This is a genomic window from Paenibacillus sp. yr247 (assembly GCF_900103825.1).
Classification (GTDB): domain Bacteria; phylum Bacillota; class Bacilli; order Paenibacillales; family NBRC-103111; genus Paenibacillus_E.
Map to the genome: position 1 here is coordinate 131,684 of NZ_FNIF01000003.1, position 24,796 is coordinate 156,479.

General features: G+C 44.4%; 24 protein-coding genes. 4 read left to right on the forward strand and 20 right to left on the reverse strand.

The features are described 5' to 3' along the window. Nucleotides 1-154 precede the first annotated feature (154 nt). The 4 genes from BLT91_RS09630 to BLT91_RS09645 are packed head-to-tail and all read right to left on the reverse strand — an operon-like array spanning nt 155 to nt 2,493. Complete coding sequence (locus BLT91_RS09630; protein ID WP_090820155.1) at nt 155-355, reverse strand: hypothetical protein; 201 nt, start codon at nt 353-355, stop codon at nt 155-157. A 10-nt stretch (nt 356-365) separates the two neighbouring features. Next, the gene (locus BLT91_RS09635; protein WP_090820157.1) at nt 366-887 is read right to left on the reverse strand and encodes a PRC-barrel domain-containing protein; all 522 of its coding nucleotides are present in this window, start codon (nt 885-887) and stop codon (nt 366-368) included. Between the two features lie 28 nt (nt 888-915). Then, a complete protein-coding gene (locus BLT91_RS09640) occupies nt 916-2,064 on the reverse strand; it encodes a cysteine desulfurase family protein (RefSeq protein WP_090820159.1) in 1,149 nt (382 codons plus the stop codon). A gap of 9 nt (nt 2,065-2,073) precedes the next feature. Next, the gene (locus BLT91_RS09645) at nt 2,074-2,493 is read right to left on the reverse strand and encodes a cysteine metabolism transcriptional regulator CymR (protein ID WP_090820161.1); all 420 of its coding nucleotides are present in this window, start codon (nt 2,491-2,493) and stop codon (nt 2,074-2,076) included. Nucleotides 2,494-2,806: 313 nt separating this feature from the next. On the opposite strand from BLT91_RS09645, the gene mnmA reads away from it, so the two are divergent. The 3 genes from mnmA (at nt 2,807) to BLT91_RS09660 (ending at nt 5,148) form a co-directional block, all read left to right on the forward strand. Next, nucleotides 2,807-3,895, forward strand: a complete 1,089-nt coding sequence (gene mnmA, locus BLT91_RS09650) for a tRNA 2-thiouridine(34) synthase MnmA (RefSeq protein ID WP_090820163.1) — start codon at nt 2,807-2,809, stop codon at nt 3,893-3,895. A 40-nt stretch (nt 3,896-3,935) separates the two neighbouring features. Further along, nucleotides 3,936-4,628: an AlkZ-related protein gene (locus BLT91_RS09655; protein ID WP_090820165.1), complete on the forward strand. Its 693-nt coding sequence runs from the start codon at nt 3,936-3,938 to the stop codon at nt 4,626-4,628. 157 nt (nt 4,629-4,785) lie between these two features. Further along, the gene (locus BLT91_RS09660) at nt 4,786-5,148 is read left to right on the forward strand and encodes a DUF3889 domain-containing protein (RefSeq protein ID WP_175532205.1); all 363 of its coding nucleotides are present in this window, start codon (nt 4,786-4,788) and stop codon (nt 5,146-5,148) included. Here BLT91_RS09660 and BLT91_RS09665 read toward each other — a convergent pair. From BLT91_RS09665 to BLT91_RS09690, 6 genes are all read right to left on the reverse strand, one after another. Beyond that, nucleotides 5,143-6,462, reverse strand: a complete 1,320-nt coding sequence (locus tag BLT91_RS09665; RefSeq protein ID WP_090820169.1) for a replication-associated recombination protein A — start codon at nt 6,460-6,462, stop codon at nt 5,143-5,145. The two genes, BLT91_RS09660 and BLT91_RS09665, sit on opposite strands and share 6 nt — an antisense overlap. 633 nt (nt 6,463-7,095) lie before the next feature. Next, on the reverse strand, nt 7,096-7,851 hold the full coding sequence (locus tag BLT91_RS09670; protein ID WP_090820171.1) for a tRNA threonylcarbamoyladenosine dehydratase: 756 nt from the start codon (nt 7,849-7,851) through the stop codon (nt 7,096-7,098). Nucleotides 7,852-7,876: 25 nt separating this feature from the next. Continuing rightward, complete coding sequence (gene aspS, locus BLT91_RS09675; RefSeq protein ID WP_090820173.1) at nt 7,877-9,658, reverse strand: aspartate--tRNA ligase; 1,782 nt, start codon at nt 9,656-9,658, stop codon at nt 7,877-7,879. Between the two features lie 185 nt (nt 9,659-9,843). Further along, the gene (gene hisS, locus BLT91_RS09680) at nt 9,844-11,109 is read right to left on the reverse strand and encodes a histidine--tRNA ligase (protein WP_090820176.1); all 1,266 of its coding nucleotides are present in this window, start codon (nt 11,107-11,109) and stop codon (nt 9,844-9,846) included. Nucleotides 11,110-11,177: 68 nt separating this feature from the next. Further along, nucleotides 11,178-11,384 carry a hypothetical protein gene (locus BLT91_RS09685; protein ID WP_141224967.1) on the reverse strand — a complete coding sequence of 69 codons (207 nt, stop codon included), beginning with the start codon at nt 11,382-11,384 and terminating at the stop codon, nt 11,178-11,180. Between the two features lie 166 nt (nt 11,385-11,550). Beyond that, nucleotides 11,551-11,856 (reverse strand): winged helix-turn-helix transcriptional regulator, encoded by a 306-nt coding sequence (locus BLT91_RS09690; protein ID WP_090820180.1) that lies wholly within the window; start codon nt 11,854-11,856, stop codon nt 11,551-11,553. 495 nt (nt 11,857-12,351) lie between these two features. Here BLT91_RS09690 and BLT91_RS09695 point away from each other — a divergent pair, with 495 nt between their 5' ends. Further along, the gene (locus BLT91_RS09695) at nt 12,352-12,633 is read left to right on the forward strand and encodes a hypothetical protein (RefSeq protein WP_090820183.1); all 282 of its coding nucleotides are present in this window, start codon (nt 12,352-12,354) and stop codon (nt 12,631-12,633) included. Nucleotides 12,634-12,729: 96 nt separating this feature from the next. On the opposite strand, the gene BLT91_RS09700 is transcribed toward BLT91_RS09695, so the two are convergent. The 10 genes from BLT91_RS09700 to BLT91_RS09740 form a co-directional block, all read right to left on the reverse strand. Then, nucleotides 12,730-14,676: an FAD-dependent oxidoreductase gene (locus tag BLT91_RS09700; protein ID WP_090820185.1), complete on the reverse strand. Its 1,947-nt coding sequence runs from the start codon at nt 14,674-14,676 to the stop codon at nt 12,730-12,732. Nucleotides 14,677-14,878: 202 nt separating this feature from the next. After that, the gene (locus BLT91_RS31445) at nt 14,879-15,052 is read right to left on the reverse strand and encodes a hypothetical protein (RefSeq protein ID WP_175532206.1); all 174 of its coding nucleotides are present in this window, start codon (nt 15,050-15,052) and stop codon (nt 14,879-14,881) included. An 85-nt stretch (nt 15,053-15,137) separates the two neighbouring features. Then, nucleotides 15,138-15,578 carry a D-aminoacyl-tRNA deacylase gene (gene dtd / locus BLT91_RS09705; protein ID WP_090820187.1) on the reverse strand — a complete coding sequence of 147 codons (441 nt, stop codon included), beginning with the start codon at nt 15,576-15,578 and terminating at the stop codon, nt 15,138-15,140. Nucleotides 15,579-15,613: 35 nt separating this feature from the next. Next, nucleotides 15,614-17,800 carry a RelA/SpoT family protein gene (locus BLT91_RS09710; RefSeq protein WP_090820190.1) on the reverse strand — a complete coding sequence of 729 codons (2,187 nt, stop codon included), beginning with the start codon at nt 17,798-17,800 and terminating at the stop codon, nt 15,614-15,616. Nucleotides 17,801-18,000: 200 nt separating this feature from the next. Further along, nucleotides 18,001-18,513: an adenine phosphoribosyltransferase gene (locus BLT91_RS09715; RefSeq protein ID WP_090820191.1), complete on the reverse strand. Its 513-nt coding sequence runs from the start codon at nt 18,511-18,513 to the stop codon at nt 18,001-18,003. Further along, nucleotides 18,510-20,957 (reverse strand): single-stranded-DNA-specific exonuclease RecJ, encoded by a 2,448-nt coding sequence (gene recJ, locus BLT91_RS09720; protein ID WP_090820193.1) that lies wholly within the window; start codon nt 20,955-20,957, stop codon nt 18,510-18,512. The genes BLT91_RS09715 and recJ overlap by 4 nt, the downstream gene beginning before the upstream one ends. Before the next feature lie 105 nt (nt 20,958-21,062). Then, nucleotides 21,063-22,016: a cation diffusion facilitator family transporter gene (locus BLT91_RS09725; protein ID WP_090820195.1), complete on the reverse strand. Its 954-nt coding sequence runs from the start codon at nt 22,014-22,016 to the stop codon at nt 21,063-21,065. A 65-nt stretch (nt 22,017-22,081) separates the two neighbouring features. Continuing rightward, nucleotides 22,082-23,008 carry a protein translocase subunit SecF gene (secF, locus tag BLT91_RS09730; protein ID WP_090820197.1) on the reverse strand — a complete coding sequence of 309 codons (927 nt, stop codon included), beginning with the start codon at nt 23,006-23,008 and terminating at the stop codon, nt 22,082-22,084. Beyond that, nucleotides 22,998-24,230, reverse strand: coding sequence for a protein translocase subunit SecD (gene secD, locus BLT91_RS09735; protein ID WP_090820566.1), 1,233 nt, complete (start codon nt 24,228-24,230; stop codon nt 22,998-23,000). The genes secF and secD overlap by 11 nt, the downstream gene beginning before the upstream one ends. Nucleotides 24,231-24,329: 99 nt before the next feature. Continuing rightward, entirely contained in the window at nt 24,330-24,680 is a 351-nt protein-coding gene (locus BLT91_RS09740) for a post-transcriptional regulator (protein ID WP_090820199.1), read from the reverse strand. Between the last annotated feature and the right edge of the window lie 116 nt (nt 24,681-24,796).

Below are 24,796 nucleotides of genomic sequence, written 5' to 3' on the forward strand. Positions count from 1 at the left end.
TCCTTTCACCTCGGTAATTCCAAATAAGTTTTCGCTCATACAGTATATGTACAAGCTGGCCAAATTAACCCTTGGAATAAGGACCAACAACAAAAAACGCCACTCTTCAAGCACGAATTATGCTCAAAAAGTAACGTTTCATAAATTATTATTGTTAATTTGCGTGCTCTTGGATAAGAGGAATTTCTTCCTCAAAAAATAAATCATCCAGAGAACTCAGTGTACCGTCTTCCTCTACTTGAAACACGGACATTTTCTCGCCGTTAACGCTGAGTTCAATAAAGCAACCCCAGCAGTAAAATTGATGGGAACCGATTTTTCCAATGTCTTTGGAATTACAGTTTGGACAACGCATCTAACTCACCCTATTCTTCTTTGGATACGAAGAGTTCTTCTACTTCCTGAGCACAATGTACAGGCACTATAATGGCGTCTTCCCCTTTGGTTGCCGAATCCGGCATGGGTAGCCATCTACGCCCTTCCTTTAAATCAGAAATAAACCCTTCGGACAATTCATAACCTATTATTTGTTTACCCCAATCCTGGTTTAAATAAACATCTTCTACCACGCCTAATTTGTGTCCTCCCACTGTAATGACGGGAAGTCCTTTAAACTTGCGGCTTCCTTCAAGGAAAGAATAACATTCTTCCACCTGCTCAAACTCGCGAATGACACTTTCGTTCGGTATGGTAATGGCATCTTCTCCGGCTGCAACGATTCCCTCCCACGGTATGTAGCGTAAGGCAGAAAACCAATTCTTTACTTCGAGCACGATGCCTCGTATATGCCATTCAGGGTCGACTAACAAATCTTTAACTTGACCTATTTGCTTACCGGAATCTACCGTTAGAACGGGAAGTCCGATCAAATCATGCGCTTTGCGCAAGCTTTATTCCTCCTAGAACCACCCGGTACTAAGTAGTACGCAACCGCTTGACGATGGTTGCAATTTTCTGGGCAGCTGTTTCGATTTGTTCTTTAGAATTCCCCATTCCAAAGCTAAATCGAACTGCGGAGGCTGTAACATTTTCTGGGAGCTTCATGGCTTGCAATACATGAGATACTTCATGCGAACCGGAAGTACAAGCAGAACCGCTTGCAGCAGCCACATCTTCTAAATCAAGGCTCATAAGGAGTGTTTCTGTTGAGATACCTGGGAAGCTGATATTCAGAATATGTGGGATGCACTGTTCCTTGTGGCCGTTAATTGTAAAACCCTCATAGCCTAAATGTTGCTCCAAGATATTTATCATCAGAAGACGATACTCAGTGGCTTTGGATTGCAGACTTTCTATCATCGGTAAAATAACTTCCGTTGCTTTGGCAAAGCCTGCGATTGCTGCTACGTTTTCGGTTCCTGGGCGGCGCTTTCTCTCCTGTGCACCGCCATAGACGTGAGGAATTAACCTTGTGTTCTTCGAAACATATAAAGCTCCTGTACCTTTGGGCCCATATATTTTATGAGCCGACAAGCTAAGCAAATCGACAGGAAGCTCATGAAGGTTTAGAGGTAATTTACCTAAAGCCTGCACAGCATCTACATGAAAAGGAATTTGACGACTGCGCGCTAATTGACCAACTTGCTCGATTGGCTGAATCGTACCCACTTCATTATTCACATACATGATGGAGATGAGAGCCGTATCGGGACGAATAGCCGACTCTACATCTTCTATTTGAATAAGACCAGTCGGACCTACTGGAAGGTAGGTCACCTCGTATCCGAGGCTCTCCAATCGCTCACAGGGATGTAAAACAGCATGATGCTCGATCTCCGATGTGATAATATGCTTCTTGTCGTCCTTGTTCGCATTCAGGATCCCAAAGATCGCCATATTGTTGCTCTCGGTCCCACCGCTAGTAAATATCAGCTCAGCAGGTAGACAGCCTAATGATTTTGCCATTGCGTCACGAAACCGATTGAGCGCTGTTCTTGACGATCTACCGAAGCTGTGTGTACTCGATGGATTACCAAAAAATGCTGTATAGAAAGGAAGCATCGCTTCCAAAACGTCGGGATGCACTGGCGTTGTTGCCGCGTGATCAAGATAAATAGGATTCATAGGACACCCTTAAATGTAAAACATATAGTTGTCATTCTTGCCTTTATCTTCGAAAGAAATCAAGCTCGCAAGTGTTGTTGAATCAAGCACGTCCGCAATACTATCGCGAATACGAATCCACAAGTCACGCTTTGCTGGATCATCTTCTTCTGTAAAATCAACAGGACTAATCGGTCCTTCCAGTACACGAATAACCTCACCTGCTGTCACTTGTTCAGCAGATTTAGAGAGAATATATCCACCATAAGCTCCACGAATACTTTTGACCAATCCCGCATTACGCAAAGGAGCGACAAGTTGTTCCAGATAATGCTCAGAAAGCTGATGCTTTTCAGCAATACTTTTGAGTGAAGTCGGTCCTTCACCAACTCGATTGGCCAGCTCCATCATGATCGTTAAACCATAGCGGCCTTTTGTGGAAATTTTCAAAATTACACCTCATTCAACATTTATGCCATCAAGGAGTCTGATCGATATCGCTAAAAACTTCTGTTATGCCTACCATCTATTTTATCCATGTTCGAACACCATGGTCGTCCCTATCTTGGTAAACAGCGTTTCCATTTTTCGCAAAAACATTCCTAAACATCCGTATAACGTATCTATGTTAACATAGATTCCTTGTTCTGTGGGGGAAAAACAATGACATTCTCATGAAATATTTTAATTTTGAACAATAGAGATGTATAATAGTGATAGTTTTTTAAAAAAGTCTTGCAAGATGGAAAAGAGGTTCACAGCTATGAGTAAAAAAACACGTGTCATTCTAGGAATGTCCGGAGGTGTCGATTCTTCCGTTGCTGCGCTGTTGCTTAAGGAACAGGGCTATGAGGTTATTGGCATTTTCATGAAAAATTGGGACGATACCGATGAGTTTGGCCATTGTACAGCAGAAGAAGATGCAGAGGATGTCAGAAGAGTGTGCGATCAGCTCGACATCCCTTTTTATACAGTTAATTTCGAAAAACAATATTACGACAAAGTTTTCGCTTATTTCTTGGACGAGTATACCAAGGGACGAACACCGAATCCGGATGTGATGTGTAACAGAGAAATTAAATTCGGTGAACTGCTCCAAAAAGTCATTGACTTAGGGGGCGATTACATTGCAACCGGTCACTATGCACAAGTGAAAGAGCAGGATGGCGAGTATGTGCTTCTGCGAGGCAATGATGCCAACAAAGATCAAACGTACTTTCTTAATGTGCTCAATCAGCAGCAGTTGTCCAAAGCTATGTTCCCGATTGGCCACTTGCCGAAACCTAAGGTTCGTGAGATCGCCGAAGCAGCAGGTCTGGCTACAGCGAAGAAGAAAGACAGTACCGGTATTTGTTTCATTGGTGAACGTGACTTTAAAGAGTTTCTCAGTCAATACTTGCCAGCTAAACCTGGCAATATGGTTGATATTCGCAACGGAGAAGTTAAAGGTCGTCACGACGGTCTGATGTACTATACGCTTGGTCAAAGACAGGGACTTGGAATTGGCGGTTCAGGCTCGGGTGAACCATGGTTCGTTGTAGATAAAGATTTGGAAAGCAACGAACTGCTTGTCGTTCAGGGCGAGCAGTACCCTGGACTATACTCCAAGGGCTTAACAGCTGCCGATGTGAACTGGATTTCACACAACAAACCAGAGGGCGCGTTCGCCTGTACAGCTAAATTCCGCTACCGTCAACCGGACCAAGGTGTTGTCCTTACTTTTACTGAGAATGGTACGTGCGAGGTCGTATTTGATCAACCTCAGAAAGCAGTCACTCCTGGGCAGTCCGTTGTTTTCTATAATGGAGACGTGTGTTTAGGCGGCGGAGTTATTGATAAGGTTCATAAGTAAGGTAGTTTAACGTATATGGATCAAGGAAGGATGATAATTTTTGGTTAAAGTGAATGAAGTTACTTTGAAAGCTGCTGCTTACGAAGATGTTAAGAAGATCGTGAAAGAGGTCGGTATTCTTCCTCTCTCTTCGTTCATACCGGATCATCCTTCGCTTGAATCCATAACCGAACATGAACAATGGCATACTGGCTTAGAGACAGATCCCTGGTTATGGCGAGATCGTCTCCCAGGTGACGGCGTTGCCGCTTATGGTCGTTTTTTTGCAAAGAAGCCCCTGTTGATTTCCGCTGAGCTCTTTCCCTTGATTAAGAACCTGTTAGAAGAACCTTATTCCGTAGAAGAACGTTATGAGGATGGTCAGCTTCCCAAATCAGCTGTCGAGCTCTATCAAGCGGTTGAGGATAACGAAGGGATTGATGTGAAAGAGCTTCGGGCAAAGGTTGGGATGAAAGCAAAAGAGTCGAAAAGTGAATTCGACCGCTCACTCATTGAACTACAAAGCAAAACGGATATCGTCATTGCAGGGATTAGTGAGCGTTTGAATGCTAATGGCACCAAGAATGGCTGGAACAGCACCTGCTATATGACCGCCGGGCATTGGATGGAGCTTCATGGGATTAAGACGAATACACTTCCAACTCCGGAAGCGAAAAGTCAGTTTAGAGATCATCTCCAAGAATGTTACAGCTCTGCCGCGGGTGTTTATCTGGGGAAGGTTTTTAAATTGTAGTTTAGTTAATAATGATAAATAATAGGAGCTTTTGGGGCTCCTATTTTGTTTATCCAGTTATCTATCTATGTACTTTTTGGTTGCAGAAATTACCTCTTGCCTTTCGAGTATGCAGGCTACCCTGTACGCAAACGATAATTGCGAAAGGTGTGAGCGAATGGGTAAAATCTCAGCCGTACTTCTCATTATAGGACTAGGTTGGTATGGAAGTGTACAATCCACCATCGAGGCAAGCACAAAAGAAGTATTGGCAAGTTATCAAGAGCGTGATCCCGAATATGCCAAATGGAGTCGTCTTGCCTTTCATGAGGCGGGCAAAGTATACACATTACTAGATTACAAGTATTTAGGACGTGCTGATGTAGCACCAGGTGTTGCTCAGCAACAGTTTCGTTTTTGGGTGAAAAAGAATGGTGTCGAATTTCCGCTTATCGTATCTATTCGGTACGATCCCATCTCAGAGAGAGTTTTCACCATTGATATGGAACAAGAAAAAAGAGGGAACTTACAGATGTTATGAATCTGTAGGCTTCCCTCTTCTTTTATGCTGATTGAGCTTCATCTTCTCTTCCGTTCCCTGTTCACTTGCCGCAAAGATAACTTCATTTTTGATTTCGTCGGGCAAATATTGCTGCCGCACAAAATGACCTGGATAATTATGTGGATATAGATAGCCTTTATGCCCAAGCTGCTCGGCACCCTTATAGTGAGTATCTCGCAGATGCAGTGGGACGTCTGCAGATTTCACCTGCTCCATCAACTGCTCGGCACGGGAGATCGCTATCGGAATAGAATTCGACTTCGGACTCTCCACAGCGAATAAAATTGCCTGGGAAATGATGTACTTCGACTCCGGCCAGCCAATCTTATGGTAGGCGTCCATGGCCGTCACAGACTGCACCATCGCCTGCGGGTTGGCAAGACCAATGTCTTCGCTGCTTGCGACGATTAGACGCCGCAGGAACGTCATGGGATCCATGCCGAGCTTCTCGACGGCATATAAGAACCAGAACAGCGCGGCGTCACTGGAGCCGCGCAAGCTCTTGTGAAAAGCGGACAAGACGTCGTATTGCGTCGACTCGTCCGCTTTCACGATCGGGCGCCGGACCGACTCTTCCGCCACCTCGAGCGTGATCTGAACCGTCCCATCCGGTTCAGGTGAAGTCGTCAGCGCTGCAAGCTCCAGCGCGTTAAGTGAACGCCGGATGTCGCCAACGGCCATCCGCGCGATGTGCTCCAGCGCCTCCTCGTCCACGTGGAGGCGCATAAAGCCGAGCCCCTTCACGGGGTCGGCGATGGCTCTTCGCATGGCGATGAGCGCATGCTCCGCCGTGAGCGGCTCAAGCTGAAACAGCGTCGAGCGCGACAGCAGAGCCCCGTTCACATGGTGAAACGGGTTCTCTGTCGTCGCCCCGATGAAGATGAGGATGCCCTGCTCTACCGCAGGAAGGAGGGCATCCTGCCGCGAGGTATTGAATCGGTGCACCTCGTCCAGGAACAAGATCGTCTTACGACCGTACATGGCTTTATTGGTCTTAGCTAACTCAATAATTTCTCGCACATCTTTGACAGACGCATCTACGGCGTTCAACTTCATGAACTCACCCTGTGTTCGGTTTGCAATGATGTTGGCCAATGTCGTTTTACCTGTTCCCGGAGGTCCATAGAGCAATATAGAGCTCACCTGATCGGCTTCAATAGCTCGCCTAAGCAGCTTCCCTTTTCCGACAATTTGCTCCTGACCAATATACTCATCGAGTGTTGTTGGCCGCATACGGTCAGCTAGGAGTTTTCCCGTTGGTTCTTGTGAAGAGGCATATGTAAACAAATCCATAAGTTAGTTATCCTTTGCTTTGCGTTGAAAGCCATATGCTTTATTATAACTCTCATCGGAAATCATGTCATGTTTTGTAAGAAGATATCTTTTCGAAGGAAGCCGGTTGGTGGATTAGGAGTAGTATCATTCCAAAACATGTATTTTGTACAGCAAAATAGTTGAGAAAGGCACCTTTTCACTCAAAGTAATGCATTTTCTACAGTAAATTATCGCTGATCTAGGTCAAATCGAGAAAAATCCTTGATTTTGCTGCACTTTATGCAGGATCAGCTAAGAAAATAGGGCTATATATATAAATTTGATGTATTAAATACAGTAACTACTTGTAAGGGGGTATTGGGGTTGGGTTGGGTTGGGTTGGGTTGGGTTGGGTTGGGTTGGGTTGGGTTGGGTTGGGTTGGGTTGGGTTGAGTCGGGGTCTACTCTGGTCTGGTCTGGTCTGGTCTGGTCTGCTCTGGTCTGATCTGGTCTGGTCTGGTCTGGTCTGGTCTGGGTTTAATCTTGTTCTTGCTCTTTTCTTAGTTAAACAGGGGCGTAGGCAGTTTTCAGATTGGGACCTGGACTGCGGTCGGCGCGAGGTCTTTACAACGAAACACGAAAAAACGGATGCCCACAGGCATCCGTTCATTCTTACTTCTTCTTCAAACCAATCTCAAGCAGCTCTTTCACTGCAACACTCACCATGATCAGTCCAGCCACAGGAGGAACGAAAGCATTGCTCGCTGGCGGTTGCTTCGCCTTGCGAATTTCAGGCGCATTTGCAGGCACGATTTGTTGCGTTACGTCCTCGCGGGGTTTCATTGGCTCTTCGGTCGAGAATACGACCTTTACGCCTTTCTTGATTCCTTCCTTACGCAGCTTTTGGCGCACAACACGTGCAATAGGATCCATGCTCGTTTTTGAAATATCAGCTACTTTGAATTGAGACGGATCCATTTTGTTTGCTGCACCCATGCTGGAAACGATAGGAATCTTCCGCTCCAAACACTGCTTAATCAGATGAATTTTATAGGAAATGGTATCACTCGCGTCCAACACGTAATCAATTGGATATGCGAAAACTTCCTCGTACGTTTCCTCTGTGTAAAACATCCGGAGGGCGATCACATCACATTCCGGATTAATTAATTTAATTCGATCTCGCATCAGATCAGCCTTAGGTTGACCAACTGTCGTCGTAAGCGCGTGAATCTGACGGTTAATATTCGTGATATCAACAACATCCTTGTCGATCAGAATAAGCCTTCCAACCCCAGTTCGAGCTAAGGCTTCAGCAGCGATAGCACCTACACCGCCGATACCTAATACGGCAACCGTACTGTTTTTCATGATTTCAAGCCCCTCAGGGCCAATTGCTAGTTCCGTTCGAGAAAATTGGTGAAGCATAGAAACACTTCCTCTTTCAATGTTCTTAGGCTTTAGCAGCAGGCTGCTTAAGTGCTAAGCGAATCGACAGCTGTTCAAGCTGTTTGTCGTCTACAATACCAGGTGCATCGCTCAACAAGTCGGTTGCGCTTGCTGTCTTCGGGAATGCAATCGTTTCTCTCAAATTGGTACGTCCTGTTATCAACATCACCAAACGGTCGAAACCAAAGGCGAAGCCGCCGTGCGGAGGTGTTCCATATTCAAAGGCTTCAAGTAAGAAGCCGAATTTCTCAGCAGCTTCTTCTTTGGAGAAGCCCAGCGCACCAAACATTTTCTCCTGTACATCACGTTGGTAAATACGCATCGAGCCGCCGCCTACTTCATAGCCATTCAAAACGAGATCGTAAGCTTGAGCACGAATCTGACCTGGGTCTGTATCAAAGAAATGAACATCTTCTTCATTAGGACGAGTAAACGGATGATGTTCAGCAACATAACGTTTCGCCTCTTCGTCATACCCGAGAAGTGGGAAATCTACAACCCAAGCATATTTGAACTTGGAGTCATCAATAAGTCCAAGCTGACGACCGATTTTTAGACGAAGGTTACCAAGTACATCGGCAACAACTTTTTTCTTATCAGCGGAGAAAAGAAGTAAATCCCCGTCTTCTGCACCCAAACGTTCTGTTAGGGCTGCAATTTCTGCTTCATTGAAGAATTTCACGATAGGCCCTTTGAATTCGCCGTCTTTCACTTGAATCCAAGCTAAACCTTTGGCACCATAGCGCGCCGCGAATGGCAGTAGGTCATCAATTTCTTTACGGCTCCATGTGCCGCAGCCTTTAGCGTTCAAGGCCTTTACTTGGCCCCCGCCACTGACTACACTTGCAAACACTTGAACACCTGAGGTTTGGACGATATCTGAAACATCCTCCAATTCCAATCCAAAACGAAGGTCTGGCTTATCTGAACCATATTTAGCCATGGCATCTGCGTACGTAATGCGTTGGAATGGACGAGGGATTTCAACTTCAGCTGTTTCTTGCATTAATTTGACTACGAGCTCTTCCAATATCTCAAGCAGTTGATCCTGGGAGATGAAGGAAGTCTCAATGTCGACTTGTGTAAATTCAGGTTGACGGTCTGCACGAAGATCTTCATCACGGAAACAACGCGCGATTTGGAAATAACGCTCTAAGCCACCAACCATCAACAATTGTTTAAAGATTTGTGGGGATTGCGGCAGTGCGAAAAATTCGCCTGGATGCACACGGCTTGGCACCAAGTAATCGCGAGCGCCTTCCGGTGTGCTTTTCGTCAAAATCGGCGTTTCTACTTCAACAAATCCTTGGTCGTCTAAGAAATTGCGGAAAACTTTGGATGCTTTGGAGCGAAGCATTAAAGTTTTTTGCATTTCGGGACGGCGCAAGTCGAGATAACGATATTTCAAACGGACAGCTTCATCCACTTCAACGCCGTCTTCAATGAAAAACGGTGGTGTTTTGGCTGCGTTCATGATTTCAATTTCCGTCACTTGGATTTCGATTTCACCTGTCGGTATATTATTGTTAACAGTCTCAGCATCACGTTCTACAACTTTCCCTTTAACCGCAAGCACGTATTCATTACGGGCACGTTCAGCAATGGCTAGAGCATTACCTGAGAAATCGGGGTTAAATACCGTCTGTACAAGCCCGCTGCGGTCACGAAGATCGATGAATAAAACGCCACCTAAGTCACGTCTTCTTTGCACCCACCCGTTTAATGTTACTGTCTGTCCTACCTGGGCTTTCGTAAGCTGCCCGCAATGATGTGTTTTGAGCATCATAATTATTTTTCCTCCTAATATAGGGATCTTTGAGCGTAGGCTTAAAGTCTCTCCGCTTTGGGATCTTTGAGCGTAGGCTCTAAGTCTCTCCGCTTTGGGATTTTTGAGCGTAGGCTCAAAGTCTCTCCGCTTTGGGATCTATGAGCGTTGCTCAAAGTCCTTTTTGTTATAGTTCCTAAAGCTCTCTATTCGAATAGTGTTTTTGCAGCGTTCGAGGCAAGATCCGCTAAACTTACTGTCAGTTGACTGCCTGTGTCCATTTTTTTCAGCGTAATTTCGCCGCGTACCAATTCGTCATCTCCGAGGATCGCCACATATGTCGCCTGGAAGCGGTCTGCTGATTTCATTTGCGCCTTCATCTTGCGACCTTGGTAGTCCTTCTCCGCTTTGAGACCTTGTATTCTAAGCTGGTGCAGCAGCTTCGTAACTTCTTTCTCCGCCGCCTCACCTAAACCGATCAAGTACACATCCAGTGGTTCCGGCTTAGGAATTTCGACACCCTGTGCCTGCAGCACAAGTAGAATTCGCTCGAGCCCAAGCCCCAAGCCGACACCCGGCTGATCGTTACCATGACCGCCGATTTGCTCGACTAAACCATTGTAACGTCCGCCTCCGCCAATCGTATCAATAGCGCCAATCCCGGCTGCTTTGTACTCAAAAGCTGTATGCGTGTAATAATCAAGTCCGCGTACGAGGCGAGGATTAATCCGAAATGGAATCCCCATCGCTGTTAAATGCTCTTGAACCCGTACAAAGTGTGATGTACATTCTTCATCTAAATACGCAAGAATTTCAGGAGCGCCTTCGCCATACTTTTGATCCACTTTGCAATCAAGAATACGCATTGGATTACGATCATAACGGGACTGACAATCTTTGCAAAGCTTTTCTTTCACAGGTGCGAAGAACTCCTGCAGTTTTTCACGGTAAACCGTTCTAACCGATGGTGTTCCGACAGAGTTAATTTCAACGGTTACTTCCTTAAGACCAATCTCCTTATAGAACGTATAACCAAGCGCAATCACTTCAGCGTCAATGCTAGGATCAACGGATCCAAAGGCCTCAATACCGAACTGATGGAATTGACGGTATCTCCCAGCTTGTGGCTGTTCATAGCGAAACATCGGTCCAACGTAATACAGCTTCGTGAGATCAGGTATGCCGTAAAGCTTATTCTCAACATAAGCCCTAACTACACCCGCGGTCCCCTCAGGACGAAGCGTCATGCTGCGATCCCCTTTATCGAGGAAGGTGTACATTTCTTTTCCCACAATATCTGTCGTTTCTCCGACGCCTCTAATATACAGCTCGGTCTCTTCGAAAATTGGCGTACGGATTTCTTTGTAATTAAATCTTTGGCACAGGTCTCTTGCCTTGCTCTCGAGGTACTGCCACTTCTCCACCTCGCCGGGAAGAAGATCCTGTGTTCCTTTTGGCTTTTGAATACTCATGTGTTCAACCTCCTTTTATCTATCGTTCATACACATACAACAAAAAAATCCCCCACCCCCGACTAACGTCAGGGACGAGAGATTTGATTAACAAAATCACCCGTGGTACCACCCACATTCAGAAATACTGAATCACTTGCCAGAAGCAACGAAACAGATTTCTGCTCTTTACGGTTAACGCCCGCTATACGCACAGCTGCTACTAGGCCTGTCGACACATGTCGATAAGCGGTTCCCAACCGGTCCTCAGGGAGGTCTTTTCGTTCGCTCATCATAGGAAGCTTGCAGCCTAGACTTCCTTCTCTGCTTATGTGGGGGCGACTTACTTTTTCCCTTCAACGAATCACAAAAGTATCAAAATTACATTTTTGTTTATTGTAAACATTGGCAGAAGTAAAGTCAAGAGATAGGAGTCTAAACACCTACATCTCTATATATTATTTAATGTAAGTCCGCCCACTTTTGCAACTCATCCATAACAGGCTTAAGACCTTTTCCTTTGGGGGTCAATTCGTATTCGATCCGAACCGGAGTTTCCGGGTAGACATGACGGATAATGATTTCTGCAGCCTCGAGCTCTTTGAATCTCTCCGAAAGCATGCGATCACTCATACTTGGGATAAGTACTGATATGTCTTTGAAACGCTTCGGTCCAGATAGCAAGACATGAACGATAAGACCTGTCCATCGCTTTCCGAGAAGTTCAAATGCGGTCTCGAATTTTGGGCACAGTTGATAGTCTTCCATATAAATCATCTCCTTATCAGCAATTTTACCATAGTCGCTTGATAAAAGTAAGTACTTAGTAGTAATATACTAACATTAAGTAAGTAGTTAAACAAAATATATATTTAAAGAATAGTTAATAGTTATCCTTAAAGTTCACACCAACAATGGTTTTTATGTAACTTACAATGGTTTTGAATATAACCCTAGGATATTTTGAAATAAAAAAGAAACAAAGCCGTCAAGCCAATGCTGTGGCGGTTTTTTATGCAAGAAAATAGCCTGCAGCACAAAGGCTGCAGGCCTCAAATAAATATATATTTTAAAGGGGGTCGACTCTTATTATATCCCCACTTCATTAAAGAGATATGATAATTAAATTACAATTTCATTACAGCGATTTTTCCGCATTTTCATTCATTTTCATTTATTTCTCCTCGTATATTCAAGCAATTTTCACATATAGATGTACAACAAGGCAGATGGCCTTGAATTTATCACCAGGAGGCTGTAACAATGACAATACAAAACGAGTTTCAAGAGGAACGGCAGGATCTAGTGGTGCTCTTCTCTGAAGAATCCGAAACCGAAGCAGAAGTTCAAGAAGAAGTAGACGAAGAAGCAGCCGAAGAAGAGGCCATTGAAGAGTCTGATGAAGCTGTGGAAGCGGAAGAAGAAGCAGTCGATGAGGAGGTCGTCGAATCTGAGGAGGAAGCCGAGGTAGAGAGTGAAGAAGCAGCCGAAGAAGAGTCGGAAGAATCTACCCAAGCAGAAGAGGATGCTGCGGAAGCTGACTAAAGAATGTAAACGCCAACAAAACATTCCCATTCTGGCTAAAAGTTAAGAGCCTTACCGCCACATCCATGTGCGGCAATAAGGCTCTTATTTGTTGTTCTATGGCTTGCCTGTTACTCCAATTTTTAAATCTTTAATTAGCAAATACGTGTCAGCATTCGTTAACTTTTGCTTGTCAGCAATTAGGTTCAAAGAAGCTTCTGTCAGCAGTTTATTCTCGACTAACTTGGCCTGCGCCTCGTTAGCTGCAGCTTTCAGCCCTAGCGCTTGAGTAATCGTGAAGCTTGCTTGTTCAAGTGACAGAGGTATTTTATCTGCGTTTTCCAGCTTCGCAATAGCCTGTGTTACATCACCACTGAAGGCTTCAGGTTTCATCTTCTTCGCTCCGCTCACGAGATTGACCATCCGCTTTGGATTAGCTGGGTCGTCCAAGTGGAAATTGTTATCATAAGCCCCTGAAGCTAAGCCTAGCAGAAGAGCTGATTTCAAGCCCTCATACTCTTTGTGTTCCATAAATGGTTGAGGTTTAAGTGTGATGGGCTGTATCTCCATGCCTTGTTTATTCAACTGCTCTTGCAGCTTTGAAACAACTTCTTTGGATGCAGCTATTTGGCGGAACGTCAGCTTCTCCTTTTTAGCGAACATGGCGGCAGCCCCTGCTGCTTCACCTTCAGCCATTCCTGTTGGGATGACTCGTGCACTTCCATGTGGTAGTGTATCATAACTAGCCGCTCTGCCAACAACAAGTAATCCATCCACCTTTTGCGGTACGAGGCTTCGGAAAGGAATGGCATACTGCTTCGGTTTACAAACTACGTTACCTGAGTCCGTGGGAGCTGTCCTTTGAATATCTACAGGATATGAGCCAAAACCAATGCGGTCCCATTGATCATTGTTCGTACAAACATCGATAATGTTCAATCGGTATTCCCCTTGCATATGGCGTGTTTCCCTTACATAAAGCTCTGGCGCTGTGCCAGCAAGCTCGAGGCTTGCAAATTCGGGGAACGACTTTTGCATATAAGCTACGACATTTGGCAGTTCCTTTTTACCAATCTCAAATGCTTCTTGAACGGATTTCGGATCGAACGTATCCACACCAAAAATTTGCAAGGAATTAATAAGTACCGTATTATCATTTTCTCTACCCATGTTGAGCCCTCTCATCTTGGCTCTTTCTTTGTTAAGAGGCGGATAATTACTCATTTCTTTATATCCGTAAACACTCACTTCATTGACACCGGAACCGCTATCGTTGTCGCCATTCAATCTTTTGGCCATCAGATTCCACACTTCTGGCGTTACATTTTTAAGACGAAAAGCTAGTGTAACGGCCATTTTTGATTTCGGGTCACCTATATCTTCATGCCCTATTGTAAATGGAACACCTGCTGCCGCTGCGAAATCTCCATCTTGTGTCGCATCGATCACAGAGGAGGCTTTCACCACTTGCGTGCTGCCGTTCTCAAGTGTGATTGTAGCACCCTGTACCACATTTTTACCTTGCAGCAGAATTGGTTCTATCTTTTTAGTTTTAAGCAGTACGTCAATATTTTTTTCCTTTTTAACTAGCTCATAGAAAGCATTCGCAGCTGTATTGACATCGAACGAATCACCTTCAATTTTGGCATACCATTCGGAGAAAAATCCTTTATTAAATACATCGTCTTTCCCCAGAATATTTTTATTAGAGGAATAATTCATATCAATAGAGTTAATCCATCCGAGGGTCATTAGCCCCCCCAGAATCTCACGATTCCGCCCATCAACGAGCAGTGTAGTCAATCCATTACGAGCAGCAGAAACGGCCGCTGCAACCCCCTCCGGATCCGTCCCCACTACAATGACATCGTAAACCTCTCTCGCTTTCTTCACGGACTTCACTTCTTCAATTTCTTGCTTGGCTAAGCTATGTCCACCATGTGCATGGTGTTTATATTGATAATACAAGGATGCCGCTGTCGCTAGCACCGCGAGTACAATCAAAGTCCCCATCAACCAAAGCCAACCTTTGGATGAGGAAGTGTCACGATTCGAATTTGCCATAGAACGAAAGCACCCACCTTGTCTCCTGCTTTTCACGCTGCTTACCGGTTAAGGTTTGATAAGCTTCCTTTAGCAGTTGAATTAATTACTAGCCAAAAACATCACTTGTTAGTTTACCACATTTTGAAGATGTAGAGAAATAGTGTCGAATGAACAAATAAAGCCTCACATGGCTGAGTAAACAGCACGTGAGGCCTTATGGTTAACGATATGATTTTTTCGGAATGCTCTTCATCTTTTCTTGTTCAGATGTAAATTCAGCACTAATTTCAACATCAGCAAGCGCTGGAGCTTGACTCATTCGCTCAGCAAGAGTGGTATGGAGCAGTTGCTGCTCCGGTGCCGTCATGGCTTTGTGTTTAATTGATTGACGCATCTGGTTGCTCCTAACTGCAAGTATATACAAAAGTAGTATATCCAGTCAGTTAGCTTATTATCCTTTTCCTATACCGCAGCAAGTTTTATTTACTGTCGATAATCAATGTCACAGGTCCACAATTCGTCAAGGAAACATCCATCATTTCACCAAATGCGCCAGTTTCCACTTGTAAGCCTTGGGAACGCAGCAGCTCATTCAATTTATCATAAAGCGTCTCTGCAAGCTCGGGTCTTGCCGCTGACATGAAGTTGGGCCGCTTCCCTTTGCGGCAATCGCCATACAAAGTAAACTGCGAAACAGATAAAATTTGTCCTCCTGTCTCCAAGACAGAAAGATTCATTTTGCCGGTTTCATCTTCAAAAATACGCAGCCCCGAAATCTTATCCGCCAAATACTTCGCATCCTGCTCGGTATCCTCATGGGTAATGCCAACTAAAAGCAGCAGACCCTTTTCAATACGACCAATGGAGGTACCGCCAACAGTTACTTCGGCACGCTTACATCGTTGAATAACTACTCTCATAGCCTTCTGAATCTCCTTAATTACATAAGCATCGGTTAGCTTTGCATAATCCGCTGTACGGAATATACATCTTTGACACGTTTTATTCTCTCAACAACAAACTGCAAATGATCAATATTTTTAATTAAAATCGTCATATGGATCGTTGCCATCTTGTTTTTATCCGAACGTCCGGACACAGCTGAAATCATTGTTTTGCTTTCTGAAACAGCTTGAAGCACTTCGTTTAAGAATCCACGGCGGTCATGCCCAGTGATCTCAATTTCGACATTGAAATTGGATTCAACGGCTTCAGCCCAATCTACTTCAATAACCCGTTCCTCTTCACCCATACTCGTCGGAATATTCGTACAATCAGAACGGTGAACAGACACTCCACGACCTCTTGTAATGTAACCTATGATCAAATCACCTGGCACCGGATTACAACAGCGGGCAAAGCGCACAAGCAGGTTGTCGACGCCTTTGACACGCACACCGTTCGTAGGGCGGCTCTTCCGCTCAGTAGCCGTTTGTGATTTGACCTCTTTGACCTCGCTGGTAAGCTGCAGCGCCTGAGCCTCTTCCGCTTCCTTACGCAGCTTCTCCGTTAACTTCGTACAGATTTGTGCAGCAGTAATACCGCCAAATCCGACGGCCGAAAGCATATCTTCAATATCGTTGAAATTGAATTTCTTCGCGGCTTCGAGCAGTTTATCGTCGCTCATTAGTGTCGGAGGATCGATCGCCAATCGTTTGAGCTCGCGCTCAATCATGTCTTTCCCTTTTTCGACGTTCTCTTCGCGTTTCTCTTTCTTAAACCACTGCTTGATTTTGCTGCGAGCATGAGATGATTGCGCGATTTTAACCCAATCCTGACTAGGTCCGTAAGAATGCTTAGAGGTCAGAATTTCAATAATATCTCCTGTTTTCAGCTTGTGGTCCAAGGGAACAATACGGGAGTTTACTTTGGCACCAATTGTGCGATTACCGACTTCAGTATGAATGCGATAAGCAAAATCCAGAGGCACAGATCCTGCAGGAAGCTCGATGACCTCCCCTTTTGGCGTAAAGACGAAAACAAGGTCTGAGAAAAAATCCATCTTCATGGATTCCATAAATTCGGACGCGTCATTTGTTTCGTGCTGAAGCTCCAGAATTTCACGGAACCAGCTCATTTTGTCCTCAAAGGTTTCCGAAGGTACAACTGAACCTCCTTCTTTGTAGGCCCAGTGCGCGGCGATACCGAACTCCGAAGTCCTGTGCATCTCCCATGTACGAATCTGTACCTCTAACGGCTCTCCCTTAGGGCCAATCACCGTTGTGTGCAAAGACTGATACATATTCGGCTTCGGCATCGCAATATAATCTTTGAACCGTCCAGGCATTGGCTTCCACAAAGTATGAATAATACCCAAAGAAGCATAGCAGTCCTTGATGCCATCAACAATAACGCGAAGCGCCATGAGATCGTAAATCTCATTGAATTGCTTGCCGCGAGAACTCATTTTCTTATAAATACTATATAAATGTTTAGGTCTTCCGGAAATATCTCCCTGAATGCCCATCTCATCTAACTTCTCTTTAATACTGTGAATTACGTCCTCAATATACTGTTCACGCTCGGTTCGCTTCTTCTGCATGAGATTAACGATCCGATAATACTGCTGCGGATTCAAATAACGGAGGGCAATATCCTCCATCTCCCATTTAATCGTAGAAATACCGAGTCGATGAGCAATCGGACAGAAAATCTCCAGAGTCTCTTCCGCAATGCGCCGCTGGCTCTCTTCGGATTGGTACTTCAACGTACGCATATTGTGCAGACGATCCGCCAGTTTAATCAATATAACGCGAATATCCTGTGCCATCGCAACAAACATTTTGCGGTAATTCTCGTTCTGCTGCTCTTCTTTGGACTTGAACTTAATACGTTCAAGCTTCGTCAAGCCATCTACGAGCATCGCGCAAGTTTTCCCGAATTTATCTAGAACAGTTTCCAGTGAAACTGTTGTATCTTCAACAACATCATGCAGAAGCGCTGCTATCACGGAAGTGACATCCATCTGCATATTCACCAATATATCTGCAACAGCGAGTGGATGCAGAATATAGGGCTCCCCCGATTTGCGCACTTGGCCATGATGGGCTTCATCCGCGAATTCATAGGCCTCCCGAATCCTCTGCAAATCATTCTCTTTCAGATAGGTGGCGGCCTTCTCAAGAAGCTGCTCTATACCCATGCATCTACCCATTCCCTTTAATCGATTTTTTACCATTATGCCTGCAAGGCAGGCTCCGCGTCAACTATTCGCTTCCACTCTTTCGACAAAAAACATCATTTTCCCGCAAATCGTTGGAAGTATTTATCAAATGATAGTGATTTATTGTATAAAAAAGAATCGAATAATACAAATTCGATTCTCAGCTTAATTATTTAAATTTAATATTGAACTAACGAAACAACATCTATGCCATCAAACTTATTTCTTCCTTCAAGATAGGACAACTCAATCAAGAATGCAGCTCCTACAACTTCTCCACCAAGCTGTTTAATCAAATCAATAGACGTTTGAATCGTTCCGCCTGTAGCAAGTAGATCATCCGCAATTAGCACCTTTTGACCTGGTTTAATTGCATCCTTGTGCATAGCTAATTTATCCTTGCCATATTCAAGGGCATAGTCAGCCTCAATCGTCTCGCCAGGCAATTTGCCACTTTTACGAATCGGAATAAATCCTACGCCAAGAGTGTAAGCCAATGGAGCGCCGATAACGAAGCCACGAGCTTCCGGACCTGCAATAACATCGATTTGTTTCTCTTTAATTAACGCTTTCATCTGGTCAATAGCTTCTTTATAAACGGGTCCATTTTGCAGCAACGTCGTGATATCCTTGAAACGAATACCTGGTTGTGGAAAGTCCGGGATGACGCGAATGTAGTCTTTGAAATTCATATGATTTCCTCCAATAAGTGATTTTCTCTTTTCATTTGTGCGGCTATCCATTGCTCCAGTTCTTTGGCAGAGGAATACATCACAATGGATTCAACTTCCTGACGATGCAATCTATGTTGATACAAGCGGGATGCCGTAAGATCTTTCTTAGCCGGTGACGCATGCAGTTTAACGAAGGTGCCTTGTCTTTCAACAAACCCTAATTCCTCAAAGACCGATAAAATAAATTGAATCATAGCAGGTGAAAGACCTGAACGTTTACTAAATGAGGTCATTAATCGAACATCCTGCACATTTAGCGATCCTTCTTTTTGCAAAGTGCCATACAGCATCTTGAACATGTCTCGAGATGGCAGTGTACTGCCGCTGTCAGGTCCAAGCTCGGTAAATACAGGATAACAACGCATCATACCGCAAGCTTGATGAAGAACACTCTGCAAACTAGCTATGCTGCGCGGGATCGTATACAGGATTATATCCTGCATACTGGCAAAATTCAGCTGGCTGGCTTTTTCATTACCTGGCTGCAACTGATCCGTGTCTTGAACAATCCAATATGGCACAGAACCGCCTAATTGAAACGCAGCAGAAGCGAACGATGCCGCATCCGCCTCGTCAAACAAAACGATAGCTGGAGCAATCACACGGCTTCCATTACCCGATGTTAAGTTATTTTGAAGTGCGCTTACCTTCGCGCTCAATTGCACAGCTCCACGCCAATCAAAGAGTTGCATATGCGTAATCCGCAGATCCTGCATCACGATTTGCGGCTTGCGCACGCCGTTCCACTCATTGATGGAAAGTTCTCCTAGCACATCTACTTTGGCTGCAGGCGCAATCAGACCGGCTAGGCTTCCTTTACCAAATCCGACGGCTTCCACCGAGCAGCTTACTTCTTCCTTCGCTTGGGAGAGGGCTAGCTTTAGGTGCTGCTTCTCTTTGCCCATGGTACGAATTTCACCGAGCAATAAATCGGTAAACATGAACCTCGGAGCCGGATTGCCCATGCCGAAAGGCGCGAGCTTCTCTAACTGCTCAATACTAGCAATCGGAACATCCGGCAAGCTGCACACCGCATCAGCCTTCAAAAGCGGTATGAAGTCCTGCTCGGTTAACGATGCCGCTGCTAATTCATTCAGTTTATGTGTGAACGCCTCCAGATGGATACTGTTCAGACTCATGCCTGCTGCCGCTTGATGGCCTCCGTAATGGTCAAGCCACTCTTCACAAGCTGTCAGGGCTTTGTATAAATCAAACCCAGCAATCGAGCGAGCAGATCCTTTAGCAATACCAGTCTGTGGATCTATGCTTAGCACTAAGGTTGGACGGTAAAATTTCTCCACTATTTTGGATGCTACAATACCGACAACACCCACGTTCCACTGTTCTTTTGCGACAACAATCACTTTATCTAGACCGGTGGCTTGCTGCTGCTCAGCTAGAACAAAGGCTTCTTTCACCATGTCCTCTACGATATGTTGACGTTCTTTATTCAGCATATCCAATTCGAAAGCAATTTGCTCCGCTTCTTTCTCATCCGTTGTTGTGAGCAGCTTCACGGCAATATCAGCCGCTTCCAATCGACCGCTGGCATTAATTCTAGGCGCAAGCGAGAAACCGATGTGAGATGCGGTCACTTCTTTGCGTTCAATACCCGATACACCGATGAGTGAACGAAATCCTGCGTAAGCAGAATCCTGCATGCGTAATAATCCCTGCTTTACAATTAACCGATTTTCACCCGTAAGAGGCATTAAGTCAGCAACCGTCCCTAGCGCTGCAAATTCAAGCAGTTCTTCAGGCAGCCGTTCCAACAAAGCATGCGCCAGCTTAAAAGCAACGCCAACACCTGCTAGATGTTTATAGGGATATGGACAGCCCGGCTTCTTCGGATTAATGACGGCAAAAGCCTGGGGCAGTATCTCCGGAGGCTCATGGTGATCCGTTACGATCACATCAATGCCTAATTCCTGACTATAGGCTATTTCTTGAACAGCACTAATGCCTGTGTCAACAGTAATTAATAAGGTGACGCCTTGCTCTTTGGCTATGTCAATAGCAGAACGATTCAGCCCATAGCCTTCTCGAATGCGATGAGGGATATACGTATCGAAACGTGCGCCAAGACCTTTTAACAAATGAGCCATCAACGAGGTGCTGCTGACACCATCAGCATCGTAATCACCATATACACGAATAAATTCATCATTTTGGATTGCTTCCCGGATACGTTCCACAGCTGGAAGCATCCCGTCAAGCAGAAACGGGTCAAAATAATAGTGAACTCCACCATGCATAAATTGTTCGGCATCTGGCACGGTGCGAATGTCTCGAAGAACAAGCATTCTGGCAACGAGCGGGTCTATCTGAAGCTCACGCGCCAATGTCTCTACGAGCATTTCATCCGCATTTCCTATGCTCCATCTTGCCTTCGGTTCTAGCACTTGGTGTGTCCTCCTTAGAGTTTTGCTTTTGCAAAACTTTCTTCGATAGCGATACTGAGTTTTGCTTTTGCAAAACTTTCTTCGTAAGCATAGGCATAAAGTTTCTTAATGAAAAACGGACGGGAATTCGTTAAGTTCTGTATCCGAATTATTTTTGTAAGGATACCCAGCATCATAGGGAGCTACATGAACAAAAACATCAGAAACATGATGAAATCGTTTCATCAAATGCTGTTTGACCTTTTTGGAGACTTCATGCCCTTCCCATACAGATACCCTTGGATTCACACTAATTTTGATATCGACAACAACATAATGACCATGTTCTCTTGCCCGTAAGTCATCAACGGTGATAACACCCTTAACCGCTTGAACAGCAGCAATTAGGTCGGCCGCATCCTCTTTCTGAAGGACGTAATCCATCTTCGTATGTAAGGCTTCCTTCACTAATAAATACCCCATCCTCAAGACGAATAAGGATACAAATAGTCCTGCTAATGGATCCAAATAATAAAGGAAAGGTAGGCTAAGATAATTGCCCATCAAAGATCCAAAAATACCAATGAGAGCTACAATAGATGAGTATATATCGGAACGATGCCCCCATGCATTGGCAATTAATTCCTTGGAGCCTAACCGCTTGCCCAGCCTGTATGTATATTGAAACATAATTTCTTTAACAAAGAGAGAAATCCCAATTGCAACGAGTGCATAAACCTTTGGAGCATGTTCCACATCAAACCATATAGATTTGATGGCAGAAATGCCCATCTGAGCACCTACGACCATAATAACAATCGACAGTAGGATGGTTGCAGTAGAAACCTTCTTTCCTTGACCATAGGGATACGTTTCTTCAGGCGGCATCTTTGTTGTTCTTAGTCTGATTAATGCATCAGCTGAACTTAATGCATCCGATGCCGAATGCGCCGCGTCAGCGAGCAATGCATTACTTTGCGCCATAAAGCCAACAACACCTTTGAGACACGCAAGAGCTACATGGAGGGCGATACCGACCCATACAGCGAGTTCTGTCTTTTGAAAACGCTCGTCATTCACGTTGACACTCCCCCTGAACGGATACAAAGGCCGCGCAACATTCACGCGGCCGGTTATTATGGTTATTACGCTGCAGCTTTCTTTTTAGAACTAGGTAAAGATTTTCTTTTCAATAAGTACCAGAGCGAACATGCGATAAAGACGGAAGAATAAGCTCCACTCGTTAAACCGATTAACTTCGCAAGCGCGAAAAGCTTAATCGATTCGCTTCCGAAAATATACAAACATCCTGCGGCTAACAATACCACGAGTACGGTATTAATATTCCGAGCCATCGTCTGCCAAATACTATTATTGACCAACGCGACGAGATCTTCGTCCGTTTTGAGTTTAGCAAATCTTAGATTTTCACGAATACGGTCAAAAATAACGATTTTATCATTGATGGAATAACCAATCGTGGTCAAGACTGCCGCCAGAAACGGCAAGTTCACCTCAAACCGGAAAATCGCAAACATCGCGATAACCATAAATGCATCATGAAGAATGGCAATAATTGCCGCTATCGCAAAACGCCATTCAAAACGGATACTCACATACAAGCAAATCAAAACACTGGAAATGGCAACGGCATAAACGGCCTTAAGCAGCAATTCCTTTGCTAATTGAGGATCAACCGTATTAATTTCTTTGGAGACCTCCGTACCATAAGCAGTTGCGAAAGCCTTTTGGATCTTATTTACTGTTTCATCGTTTAAAACATCGTCGAATCGGATAGAAACTCGATCACTGTTATTACCGCCGATTGTTGGATCTGCATAGTTCGACTTCACGTCGCCGTTTGTTGTAAGAGTATGCAATATCTCTCCTACCTTAGCCTTATCCAGTTGTTTACCCACAACAAGATCTATATTCGTTCCGGCTTTAAAATCAACACCGAAATTCATGCCAGAGAATAACATAACGGCCAAACCAATAACAAGAATAGCAATCGAAACGATAAAAAATTTATTGCGATTTTTTACAAAATCAAACTGTTTCTTAAAGCCCACGAATGTCTGCCTCCTTCACACCAAAATAACTTGGCTTTTTCAGCAAGTTGCCTCTTATGATAAGATGCAACAGCCATCTGGAGAACAATACGTTCGTTAAGATACTGATAATAATACTCATCATCGTAATAACTGCGAATCCGCGAATGGCACCATTTCCGACATAGTACAGAACAATACCAGCGATCAAATTCGTTACGTTAGCATCCATAATCGTACGGAATGAATGTTTGGTGCCTGCTTTCAAGGATGAAAGAATGCTCTTCCCCGCACGTATTTCCTCGCGGATTCTTTCGTATGTGATAATGTTCGCATCCACAGCCATACCTGCACCCAAGACGAGGGCCGCAATACCCGGCAGAGTAAGTGTCGCGTTCATAAAGTCAAATATCGCTAAGAGTAGCCATACATAAGAAATTAATGTAAAAGCGGCCACAAGGCCTGGTATACGGTAATACAGCACCATGAAGATGAAGATCAGGATCGAAGCAATCAGTCCAGCTCTGGCTGTTTGTTGCAGCGATGCTTGTCCTAAGGTTGCATCAACACGTTGAATATATTTTTCTGTTAACTTTAACGGCATAGCCCCTAAGTTAATCATCTTCGCTACTTTAGTTGCTTCCGCTACACTCGTTTGGGTAATGATTGCGGAATCACTGTCAATTGGAAAATTAACAGATGCTGTAGACTGCACTTGATCATCCAAGTAAATGGACAAAGTGCTGCCAACTAGCTTAGTCGTTACTTCTTTGAATTTCTCTCTGCTTTTCATCTTGATTTCTACAATCGGTTGCTTCGTATTTGGATCGTAGCTTAATTTCGCTGCGTTTTCTACGAAATCTGTTCCATTCATGTAGATCGTTCCATCCGGACCTCTAAACGTAAGAACAGAAGGCTTGGACATTAAGCTTCTAACTTCTTCCTCGTTTTCCACACCCGCAAGTCGTACACGAATGCGATCTGTTCCTTCCGGATAAACCTCAGGTTCAGCTACACCAAGGGTGTCAGCTCGTTTGGCAAGACTTTCTGCCGCTTGCGTAAGCGTTTCCTTCGTCAGTGGTTTACCAGCTGCCAAGGGTTCTGCGGTATACAAAATTTCAAAACCGCCTTTTAAATCCAATCCAAGCTTGATTCGTTCTACAAGTCTAGGGCTTGTTGCCGTGATCGCTCCAAGTACAACAACAACCGTTAGAAAAAAGAACGAGATTCTTTTCCAATCCAACATCTCTTGCTTGTCTCCCTTCGATACTCAATATGCCTATTATACTCAGGTCTGAAAATCGAGTCAATTTAAGTCGTTTCATGAAAAATAAGCCCTATCCTAGAATTGGGCTCCTTTATACATACTAATCGTCATCCAGTTCATAAACTGGGTCGATTTAAGCGATAAAATGTCGTTCACGATTTGATGAAGAGAAGGGATACCTGTTTTACGATATTTGTCGCTAACACAATCCCATATATCTTTACCACTCACGTGTTCATAGCCAAGCATGACAAATTCTTCAACTTTACTTAAACAAAGGCTTTCGATAAGTTCATTGAGTTCATTATCGGAAAGGACAATCTCATCTCCCTCGGCGTCTAGGGATTCTATCTCGCTTTCTTCTATCTGGTCTTTCTCTTTATCCTCAGGATGATGAGGGACTTGATCGTTATCTTCTCCGTTCATAGGGAGAACCTCCTAAGGTTTGATTTACCTTTACTGCTTGAATAATTCGATATTCATCCACCATATTCCTGCCAAGCTCTAACCTGTCCACAAAATGTTAGCATGAGCTTGGCCAG

Bases quoted from the DNA above. Each gene is read 5' to 3' on its own strand.
- BLT91_RS09700 (WP_090820185.1), bottom strand. From the start codon at position 14,676: ATGGCAAATTCGAATCGTGACACTTCCTCATCCAAAGGTTGGCTTTGG.
- hisS (WP_090820176.1), bottom strand. From the start codon at position 11,109: ATGAGTATTCAAAAGCCAAAAGGAACACAGGATCTTCTTCCCGGCGAG.
- BLT91_RS09670 (WP_090820171.1), bottom strand. From the start codon at position 7,851: ATGCTTCACCAATTTTCTCGAACGGAACTAGCAATTGGCCCTGAGGGG.
- BLT91_RS09710 (WP_090820190.1), bottom strand. From the start codon at position 17,800: ATGGGTATAGAGCAGCTTCTTGAGAAGGCCGCCACCTATCTGAAAGAG.
- BLT91_RS09665 (WP_090820169.1), bottom strand. From the start codon at position 6,462: ATGGATTTGTTTACATATGCCTCTTCACAAGAACCAACGGGAAAACTC.
- mnmA (WP_090820163.1), top strand. From the start codon at position 2,807: ATGAGTAAAAAAACACGTGTCATTCTAGGAATGTCCGGAGGTGTCGAT.
- BLT91_RS09685 (WP_141224967.1), bottom strand. From the start codon at position 11,384: ATGATGAGCGAACGAAAAGACCTCCCTGAGGACCGGTTGGGAACCGCT.
- aspS (WP_090820173.1), bottom strand. From the start codon at position 9,658: ATGATGCTCAAAACACATCATTGCGGGCAGCTTACGAAAGCCCAGGTA.
- BLT91_RS09740 (WP_090820199.1), bottom strand. From the start codon at position 24,680: ATGAACGGAGAAGATAACGATCAAGTCCCTCATCATCCTGAGGATAAA.
- BLT91_RS09695 (WP_090820183.1), top strand. From the start codon at position 12,352: ATGACAATACAAAACGAGTTTCAAGAGGAACGGCAGGATCTAGTGGTG.
- BLT91_RS31445 (WP_175532206.1), bottom strand. From the start codon at position 15,052: ATGCGTCAATCAATTAAACACAAAGCCATGACGGCACCGGAGCAGCAA.
- BLT91_RS09660 (WP_175532205.1), top strand. From the start codon at position 4,786: ATGGGTAAAATCTCAGCCGTACTTCTCATTATAGGACTAGGTTGGTAT.
- dtd (WP_090820187.1), bottom strand. From the start codon at position 15,578: ATGAGAGTAGTTATTCAACGATGTAAGCGTGCCGAAGTAACTGTTGGC.
- BLT91_RS09640 (WP_090820159.1), bottom strand. From the start codon at position 2,064: ATGAATCCTATTTATCTTGATCACGCGGCAACAACGCCAGTGCATCCC.
- BLT91_RS09630 (WP_090820155.1), bottom strand. From the start codon at position 355: ATGCGTTGTCCAAACTGTAATTCCAAAGACATTGGAAAAATCGGTTCC.
- BLT91_RS09690 (WP_090820180.1), bottom strand. From the start codon at position 11,856: ATGGAAGACTATCAACTGTGCCCAAAATTCGAGACCGCATTTGAACTT.
- BLT91_RS09715 (WP_090820191.1), bottom strand. From the start codon at position 18,513: ATGAATTTCAAAGACTACATTCGCGTCATCCCGGACTTTCCACAACCA.